The sequence below is a fragment of the Williamsia serinedens genome, assembly GCF_024171725.1.
Classification (GTDB): domain Bacteria; phylum Actinomycetota; class Actinomycetes; order Mycobacteriales; family Mycobacteriaceae; genus Williamsia_A; species Williamsia_A serinedens.
Genome location: NZ_JAMTCG010000005.1, coordinates 443,024 through 452,292, shown reverse-complemented (window position 1 = coordinate 452,292; position 9,269 = coordinate 443,024). Strand labels below are relative to the sequence as shown.

The window sequence follows — 9,269 nt, the reverse complement described above, 5'->3', positions numbered from 1 at the left end:
GACCTCAGTGCTTCGACGTGCGCTTCGGCTCAAGCACCTGCTCTATAGCTTTCGGGCGGCCAGCCCGCATAAAGGACCGTTTGCGCTTCGGGCTAATACCGTAGTACCCGTAGCGACCCTTCACCGCCGGCGTTCCGGTGAGCACGAACCCAATGACTGGAGTGTGGCTGCTTGAGACCTGCTCGTGCGCGTCTCCGAGGTCTGCGGCCTTAGAACTTCCCGAGCGCACCACAAGTAGCACCCCGTCCACCCATTGAGACAGGACCACTGCGTCGGTTACGGGCAAAACCGGCGGTGAGTCGATAATCACGTAATCGAAAGATTCACTGAGCTCCGCTACAGCCTGCTCAGCCCTCTTAGACGCTACTAGCTCAGCAGGATTCGGCGGCCTCGGACCCGACGCAAGAACCCAGAGGCCCTCAACTTGGGTGGGTTGCACTAAATCATTCAATGCCGCATCTCCACGCAAGAAATTTGTAAACCCCACATCACCAACTAGACCTGTCCTGGCATTTACTTGGGGCCGCCGAAGATCGGCGTCTACCAAGACCACACGACTACCCGTCTCCACCAACGCCCCGGCAAGATTCATGGCAGTTGTTGTCTTACCCTCAATTGCCACCGCGCTAGTCACAAGGATAGACCTGGGTGGGTGGTCGACGTTAGCAAATGTCAGATTTGTGCGCAGTTTCCGATACGCTTCAGCGGCCGCGCTTGCACCGTCATCAAAACTAATCAATCCCCGCTTCCTAAGCAACGGGTCGGCAGGAACAGCCGCAATGACTGGCGAGAGGCCGAGTGCGAGAATGTCAGACTCGACTGATAAGCGACTGGTCAGTCGCGAATAGGCCAGAACGAACAGGGCTGCGATCAGCAGCCCCGCAACGGCGCCAACCAGAATGTCGCGTTTGACGCGCGGAGAAACCGCCTTTGGTTCGACCTTTCCCGGAGTAACGACCGTAAGCTTTGCCAATGGCCGCGCGCCGGGCAGGGGAGTCTCGAGCTTCTGGACGTAAGTCGACATTGCGTTAGCGACAGCATTTACGACACGCGCCGCCTCTTGCGGAGACGTGCGCGTTACAGTCAGATTTAGGACGACGGTGTCGACGTTGGAGGTGGCTACCAGCCCCTGACGAATCTCGTCTGACGATTCAGAGCCGCGCAGATTCGCGCTTGCCGCGTCCAAGACAGCCTCCGACGTTGCCAAGTCTTGATAAGACTTGATGCGCTGCTGCGACGCTAATGAACCCTGGTAGGCAGTCTGCGAATTGTTGTCGCTCCCTGACGTCACGTACAAGGAGGCCGACGAGCGATACTCCCGCTCTTGCGTCTGAGCATACGCAAAGGCCGCGACCCCGCCGACGAGAGTTGCAACAATTAGCCAGACCCACCAAGACCTTAGGGCTCCTAGCGCGGATCTAAGTTCGCCGTCGCCACTCGCCACCAGACCGCTCTTCGCCAAATCGATTCCTAACACCGTGATTCTGCCCAGAGGCAGCGCAAGTCCGTGCTTCACAAAACTCATTCGCGAAGCAAACGTAGAGGCCGTGGCTCTCACCTGACCAACGGACAAGACTCAAACTGCTCAGAACTGTAGTCGAACCTCACCCGCGGCACAGTCCGCACGAGTCAAGTCGCGGATACTGCTCATTCGGGCTATCGTTGCCCTGGCACCGAAGCGGCAACTCTCTCTTGCTCGCACGCTAGCGGTTCGCGAAGCTTCTTTGCGATCTTCAAGTACTTGGCGCCAATTTAGTGGACGTCTCGCGCGATGCAGTGAGGCTGGCTCGCCGGATCCGAGGAAATGAAACAAGACGCAGGCTTGGGCCGCCCACGGCCCATACTTCTTCAGCCACGTGATTGGGGCCGGCCCTCCTACGCCTCCGTCGTTGACGCACTTGAGGCGGCACAGTGGGGACTCGACACACTCGGCGTGCACTATCGCAGCATTCATCTGACCAAGCCGTACGATGTTGCGCTCGCTCGAATCCAACAGTTGACGAGAATAGGTCCGGCTACTTCTGCGGACGTCTTCCTACCCTTGATGGGTCCGAAATTTGCGCAGCTTAGGATGGCCAGCGTCATCGGGACGCCGGTAGTGCTGGCTTGGGACGTGTGGGAGCCCGCGGTCGAAGAATGGGTTATCGAGCTTCGGAGAGCACGGGCAAAGGCGATAGCCGTAACCTCCTCTCAGGCTGCGGATACACTGCGCAGCCGGCTCGAGATCCCCGTAATCCATATACCCGAAGCCGTAAACTTCGCCCGCCTCGCTGGCGGGCGAGACCTGGCGAGTAGGCCACCGCAGGTGGTCAATTTCGGACGGCGCTATGAAACTTGGCACGCCGCGGCCGGACGGTCACTTGAGCCCGAAATCCGATACCTCGTCGAAGAACAGCGCGGCGCGCTCATTGCTCGTGACCAGCAATCATTTGCGAGCGCCCTTGCTACCTCGAGGGTTTCGGTTTGCTTTACGAGGTCCACCACTGACGAGCGAGTTGCGGGGTCATTCCACACGATGACACAACGCTACCTCGAGTCAATTTTCGCAGGCTGCATTGTGCTCGGTGACAGCCCTGCCGAGCTGCAAGAGCTCTTCGGTTACGACCCCGTCGTGAACGTTGACTGGGCAGACCCGCTTACCCAAGTGCGCACCCTCGTAAAAAATGCCGAGAAGTATCAGGGCCTCGTTGATATGAACACCAAGAAAGTCATCGAAGTTGGCGGATGGTTGAAACGCGCAGCTCAACTAAGCGGACTGCTCGCAAAGTGACCCGAATCCGAGATCTCCTGACCGGGAACGGTAGCGCGACGCGAAAGGACGTTGTTTTATCTGCCACTATCAAGATGGCCACCTTGCCAGGCACAGCAATAGCGTCCATTGCGGGAATGCATTATCTAACTAACGCGTATCACACCGAGGCCCTAGCGCTATACGGACTTGTACTATCCATTCCCCTTCTTCTTCCTTTCACAGACCTTGGTCTTGGCGGAGCAATTGCCGAAATTGTCGCTTCTCGCCGCACTTTCTTCAGGACCCAGATACTTGAAGCAATAAAGAAAACTCTTCGTCGCCTCTTCCTGATTGGTACCACTATGGTGGCCATAGGCTGGTTAATTGCCGTCGGGGGTAGATGGTCGACTGTTCTAAATATTGACACGTCGGATACAAACCTGGCGGCAGCGCTGGCCTTCAGCTGTGTAGGCGCCGCGGTACCGACCGGGGTCGGATACCGAATATTGCTTGGGCTACAGCGAAACAGATTCGTAGTACTGCTGCAGTCGGCTGCAGCGCTTACCGGCGCAATCGCCGTACTCTTGTTCTCGTTACTGCGCTTTCCGCTATGGGCCATAATCCCACTCCCGCAATTGGCAACGTTGACGTTCAGCGTAGTTGGGATACTTTTTGCGCGAAAATTGCTTCGCAGCGATATCGAAATTGGAGTGAGCGTTCAAACCGACACAACGCCACCAGCCCCCCGATTAGGCGGGCTCGCCATAGCGAACCTTATGATCGGACTCTGTTTGCCATTAATCTATCAATGCGGGCGGATTTTGACTGCTCACCTTTCTTCGGTTACCCAGGTGGCGATCGTAGTTGCAGCGTCCCAGCTGTTCTCGCCGATAGTCTCCGTACTGCAATCTGGCGGTCAGTCCCTGTGGCCTCACTTTTCCGCTCTTCGGGGTGAACGTCGGGACGCCCCCGCTTTAGGGGCAGTGTTGCCTGTCATCGCAACGTTCGCCGCACTCGGAACAGCGGCGGGCGCGATACTAATACTTGTAGGCCCCGCGGTTACACGAATCTCGACCGCCGGGCAGGCAGTTCCCACTACCAGCACACTGATCGCGTACGCTTTGGCAGTTCTTGCCGTGGCGGTCAATTTGCCGGTCGGAATGGCAATGATGGGCGCTCGCGCTGTCCGATTCCAAGCGGCAACACTCGCACTTACTGCTCTGGCAACGGTCTCACTGACAGCCGCGATGAGCCCAAGCCTGGGCGCCACCGCCGTTCCGCTTGCCCTCGCTCTTGCTCTCACTGTACTCGGTACCGCTCCCGGGCTAGCATTCATTTTTCTGAACGACCAGCACCCGCCTTCTCCCCAGTCTGCAGAGACGAGTGAGTACGAAGCACATGGTTCTCGATCGGAAAAAATACCATGATCGCTCCATACATTTTTGCTGTCGCCATTGTCGCTGCCGGCGGAGCGATTTGGCTCGGCGCGCGCGACTACTCACTGAACACAAAGTTGGTAAGCTGCAGCACTTTCTTCCTGTGGATCTACTCATTTGGGTCGGCGTGGTTAAGCCTCTCGCCTGCTGGACGCCAGATTCTCACCGTCGGCTCGAGCACACCCAACGCGGGGGTTCGCTTGACACGAACACTCTGTATCGGAATCGTTCTTTTCATTTCGCTCGTTGTCATTGCACTTAATCTCGAGACGAATCGATTAGTTAGCAAAATCGGTCTTTTATCGGTCTTCCTGGCGCCATGGGTGGCAATCCTGCTGGTAACCTTCGCGCACTCCTCTAGCCTCGGTCTCGGCCTACCGCTTTATTTCCTTTTCGGGGTAGCCCTCGTTCTCGGGAGGCCACAGCCGATCTCCCTCTGCCGCACCTTGGGGATTCTGACTGCGACGACAGCAATTTCATCCGCATCACTCGGCATCTTTTTTCCAGGCGAAGGCCTTACCGTCAGGGGTACCGGCGCGACCGACGTCAAGGCGCTTATCGGAGACACCCTTCTCGCTGGACCATTCGGATCCCCAAATACATTGGGATTGTGCTTGGCCCTGGGCTTACCGTTCGTTCTTGCAATGCGGACGCGACTGAGTTGCTTACTCGTTGCCGCGTTCGTCCTGGTATGTATAGCTTGGACCGCATCCCGCACCGCCCTTGCCGCGTCAGCGGTCGTTCTCGTCCTCGCACTTATTAAGGACGCTCGTCACGTGAAATTCGCCGCGCTTCTTGGAAGCGGTATTGCCGCATTGCTTGTCGTGACAATCCCGGTGTACAACCAGTCGGACCCGGACTCCTTCACGGGCCGGGGCCGGATTTGGGCGGGAAGTTTTGCGGCGTGGAGACAAGCAGAAATTTTCGGCGTTAATCCCGATTTTTATGAATCCATAGCAAAAATCAACAATCCCCTTGGCCGCACTGCATTTCACGGACACAATTTGCTTGTGACGTACTTCCCTGTCGGCGGACTTTTCGCTGTGGCATCCATCGTGGTTCTTCTCGCGGCGATAACTTGGCGTGCGGCGCAGCCGGGAAGACTGCAAAAGATCAGTGCGGGTTTGACGGTTTCACTTCTAATCACCGGTATCACGGAATCAACTTTAGACTTGCGCTCACCCGGATACTTAGGGTGGCTAATATGGCCAGGTATTGGTGTAGTTCTGCTGGCCACCACAACTGCGAAAAATAAAAACAGGCCAAATTTGCATGAGGTCAGTTCGACACCGGACCAGCTGGGGCGCGGGAGGGCAATGAAATGAATACCATTCGCTATCAAGAAAAATCCGCCGCGCGGGAGAAGACGGCGCTCGATGGTTGGATCTCGTTCCCAATGCCAAGGGTGTATCTTCCCCTGCTCGGTATCTCCGTGTCCGCGGTAGGTACCGAAGATGTCGTCGAAGCCATTTCGAAAAACACGGGCCAACGTCTACTTATCTGTTCACACAACATGCATAGCCTTTACCTTCGTCAATCAGTGCCCGGGTTTTCTCGAATTGAGAATTTTGCTTCATTGATTCTGGCCGACGGGTTCCCCGTTTGGCTCGCCGCCCGACTCAGACTATGTGGACCAGCCGGTGACTCGCCCGCGTCTCAAATTGGGGGTTTACGCAGACGCATTGAGCGGATCGGGTCGACCGACTGGCTCTTGGCAGACGGATTTCGTCAGCAATCTCTTAGGATCGCGGTTGTAGGCGCTCGCTCAGCTTCGAACGCGCTAGCAGTGAAAGCGCTGGAGCGAGCTTGCCCGTCTTCTTGTGTAAGAGGCTGGAACGGCTTCGAAGATCTCGCGTCGCTTCGGGCCACGAATTACGACGCGTTACAGGGGTTTCGCCCCGACATAGTTCTCTTCGGGTTAGGCATGCCAACCCAGGAGAGTTTGGTAGTGAATGACTACGAGAAATTGCCGAAATGCACTATTGCGCTTGTAGGTGGCGCGATTGACCAGATTTCCGGAGCGCAAACGCTCTGCCCGCGGTGGTTGGCACGGCTGGGTGTCGAGTGGCTTTGGCGGCTTGCCGATGATCCTCGTCGCCTAAGTCGACGTTATCTTCTCGAGCCGCTACTCCTTGCAGTCCTTTTTGTGTCTGGAAAGTACTCGCGAAGTGGAACCTTATGACAGGCCATGAACTTGAAAACGGGCCGACTGTGACAGCGATCATCCCCACCGTCGGACGCGACTCCCTGCGTCGCGCGGTAGATAGTGCACGAGCGCAGAAAGGAGTCGTTGTTCGGACGGTGGTAGTGCTCGACAGGCCAGAAATGCTGACCGACGTGGGCAAGATGGTGTCTAGCGAAGTTACCGTCATAACCACGGTGGGCGGGGTCGGAGGTGCCGCTTCGCGGAATTTGGGCCTCGAACTAGTCCAGTCGGACTATGTAGCATATCTCGACGATGACGATGTTTGGCTACCGGACAAGCTGGCCCTTCAAATTGGAGCTATGCGAGACTCGGGTGTTCGATGGTCTCTATGCGGCGCCAACTTCAATCGTGGAAGAACATCGTCCGTGATGCCCTATCGTTTGCCTCGCGATACCGAGGACATTCTGTCCTATGCGTTAACCAGAACTCGTTTGAGATTTGGCGAGTCGCTGCTACAGAGCAGCTGTATTGTGGTTGAAGCAAAGCTTGCGTGCTTGATTCGGTGGGACGACAACCTTCCACGGCACCAAGATTGGGACTTGGCGCAACGGATCGAAGCGCAGGCTGGCGGACCGGTCTTTGTCGCTTGGCCTCTCGTCGAGATTCATCAGCAGCACACCGCAGCGACCTCCATCTCAAGATCCGGCGGATACGAGAAGAGTATCAATTTTCTTATCAAACATGCGCAAACGACCGGCCCGATCCCGCGGGCTGATTTTTTCTGGTCAGTGATGGTGCGGCAGGCACTTGGTGCCGGCGACTTCAGCGTTTTTGCATGGCGACCGGACGGATTTTTTCGAGCGCACATTGGGTCCGTTCTTTTGGGGCTGAGTGGGCTGATTTTCTTCGTCTTTCGACGAATCACTTGTAGGGTCAAGCGATGATCGATGTTTCGATGGTAATTCCTACTCTCGGTAGCCGGCCGGAGTGGCTTGTCTCGTCTGCCACCTCGATACTGGAGCAAGAAGGAGTTGGAGTGTCGCTCTCGATCGTGTGTCCCACAGGGGTGTCGTTACCCGAGTCAGTTGTGGGTAAAGCGAACGTGAGCGTACGACATCTTGACGAGCCCGGCCTATCACGAGCTATTAACTTCGGGTGGGAGGAATCTCCTAGTGCGCGGTACTACGCTTGGCTGGGCGATGACGATTTACTTACTCCCGGCGGCCTAAAGGCCGCCGTCCGCTTTCTCGACGAGCACCCTGAGTCATCTGCTTGCTACGGCAATGTTCGGTATATCGACGGTGCAGGTCGAACCTTGTTTGTGGCGCATCCGGGTAGACTCGCAATTTTATACACGAGGTTTGGAAAAGACATCGTTCCGCAGCCCGGATCCCTATTCCGTCCGCGGCCTGACGGTGGACCGTTGAAGCTCGACGAATCTCTCAAATACGGAATGGACTTGGATCTTTTTCTTCGATTGCGTTTAGAAGGCCGCGTCTCTTATCTAGATCGCGAGTTAGCATCGTTTCGCCTCCATCAAAGCAGCATCACATTCAATAATACCGACCGAAGAGAGGCGGAATCGATACGGATGAGGTATCTCGGGGCAACTTCGGCTCGAATTGTGTCTCGTATGCGTCCTTTTTTTAACATATCCGACCGGCTACTATATCGTGCCGTGCAAAGAGATCGCGCAAAAGCCGGGCGAGGCAGATGACAGGAAATAATTTTCCTGTAATTCGAGACCCCCAATTGTCGCGCGCGTTCGTACTTCAGGACGTCTCGGTCAATCGGCGAAAGCCGCGAATTCAACTGTTGCTCGTGCTTTTTCGTTTCGCGCAGGCGATGAGATATCCTTTCAACGAGAAACCGAAGTGGCGATCATACGGTCCGACGCTGATCTATCAGTTGATTTCCGAGTGGATGCTAGGGATAGAGCTACCCGTGAAGACCCGGGTAGGTGATATCCTTGCCATCTCGCATGGTTTTGGCTTAGTGGTGAACGAAGCATGCGTCGTCGGCAACGGCGTAACCTTGAGACACGGGACCACGTTGGGCACGAGGATTCCGAAGGGCGGGTGCCCTACGATCCATGATGGCGTGGACGTCGGCGCAAATGTTGTAATATTGGGTTCAGTTACAATCGGACCTTTTTCAACAATCGGCGCTGGTTCTGTGGTGCTATCTGATGTGCCTGAGATGTCGGTCGCCGTAGGCAATCCTGCGCGGGTTTTGGGCGGAAGCAGTTCCTCGTGAATTCTAATTTCAAACTTGTATGCACCCATCTGATTCGAAAGATCCTTAATCGCTTGCAGTGTGCGGCTTGGTTACTGGTGGTATTCGCCTTTCCATTTTGCTTGATTCAAGCGCTCATAGAGAAGCGTCGGACGAGCGTCGGAGAGGGTAAAGCAGTTGTGTGCTTGACGACATTCCCGCGAAGGCTGCCTTCTGCAGTCCGCGCTTTGAAGTCGATCTGTCTCCAGCTCGACCCCCCCGACTCTATCGTTATCGTTCTCGCGCGAAGTCAGTTCGATCGCGTTCCACTACAATTCGAACGCGTGTCGCGAAAGTCGCATGTCGACGTTCGCGTTGTATTTACAGAATCAGATCTACGCTCTTATAAAAAAGTATTTTTGTACGGAACCATTGGAGACAAGAATCTCATCACGGTGGACGACGACGTTATATACCGACCAGATCTGCTGACGAAGCTCCGCGAGGTGTCCCGCCATTCGCCGCATTCTGTGGTTGGGACGCGCGGCTACCAAATCGAGCGGGATTCGACCGGGCGAGTTAAAGAGTATTCTACCTGGAAAAGGGCCATACCGATGGTGGCGTCCGCCGACGTCTTTTTGACGGGCGTTGGCGCGATTCTGTATCCGCCGGGCTCGCTGGGCCCCAGTCCACTAGATTTGGAGCGCGCCTGCGTTGAGTGCCCAGATGCAGACGACGTCTG

General features: G+C 56.0%; 7 protein-coding genes. 6 read left to right on the top strand and 1 reads right to left on the bottom strand.

Annotated elements, in window-relative coordinates:
• Positions 1–4: 4 nt before the first annotated feature.
• Entirely contained in the window at positions 5–1,525 is a 1,521-nt protein-coding gene (locus LX12_RS15625; protein WP_253655495.1) for a tyrosine-protein kinase domain-containing protein, read from the bottom strand.
• Positions 1,526–2,071: 546 nt separating this feature from the next.
• On the opposite strand from LX12_RS15625, the gene LX12_RS15620 reads away from it, so the two are divergent.
• The 6 genes from LX12_RS15620 to LX12_RS22355 all read left to right on the top strand — a co-directional run bounded on the left by LX12_RS15620 (position 2,072) and on the right by LX12_RS22355 (position 8,569).
• Entirely contained in the window at positions 2,072–2,770 is a 699-nt protein-coding gene (locus tag LX12_RS15620; protein WP_253655494.1) for an aspartate/glutamate racemase family protein, read from the top strand.
• 1,384 nt (positions 2,771–4,154) lie between these two features.
• A complete protein-coding gene (locus tag LX12_RS15615; protein ID WP_253655493.1) occupies positions 4,155–5,492 on the top strand; it encodes an O-antigen ligase family protein in 1,338 nt (445 codons plus the stop codon).
• Positions 5,489–6,349, top strand: coding sequence for a WecB/TagA/CpsF family glycosyltransferase (locus LX12_RS22365; RefSeq protein WP_372505048.1), 861 nt, complete (start codon positions 5,489–5,491; stop codon positions 6,347–6,349). The genes LX12_RS15615 and LX12_RS22365 overlap by 4 nt, the downstream gene beginning before the upstream one ends.
• Positions 6,346–7,257: a glycosyltransferase family 2 protein gene (locus LX12_RS15610; protein ID WP_253655492.1), complete on the top strand. Its 912-nt coding sequence runs from the start codon at positions 6,346–6,348 to the stop codon at positions 7,255–7,257. Before LX12_RS22365 ends, LX12_RS15610 begins: the two co-directional genes overlap by 4 nt.
• Positions 7,254–8,030 carry a glycosyltransferase gene (locus LX12_RS22360; protein ID WP_372505046.1) on the top strand — a complete coding sequence of 259 codons (777 nt, stop codon included), beginning with the start codon at positions 7,254–7,256 and terminating at the stop codon, positions 8,028–8,030. Before LX12_RS15610 ends, LX12_RS22360 begins: the two co-directional genes overlap by 4 nt.
• Positions 8,027–8,569: a serine O-acetyltransferase gene (locus LX12_RS22355; RefSeq protein WP_372505045.1), complete on the top strand. Its 543-nt coding sequence runs from the start codon at positions 8,027–8,029 to the stop codon at positions 8,567–8,569. Before LX12_RS22360 ends, LX12_RS22355 begins: the two co-directional genes overlap by 4 nt.
• Positions 8,570–9,269: the final 700 nt, after the last annotated feature.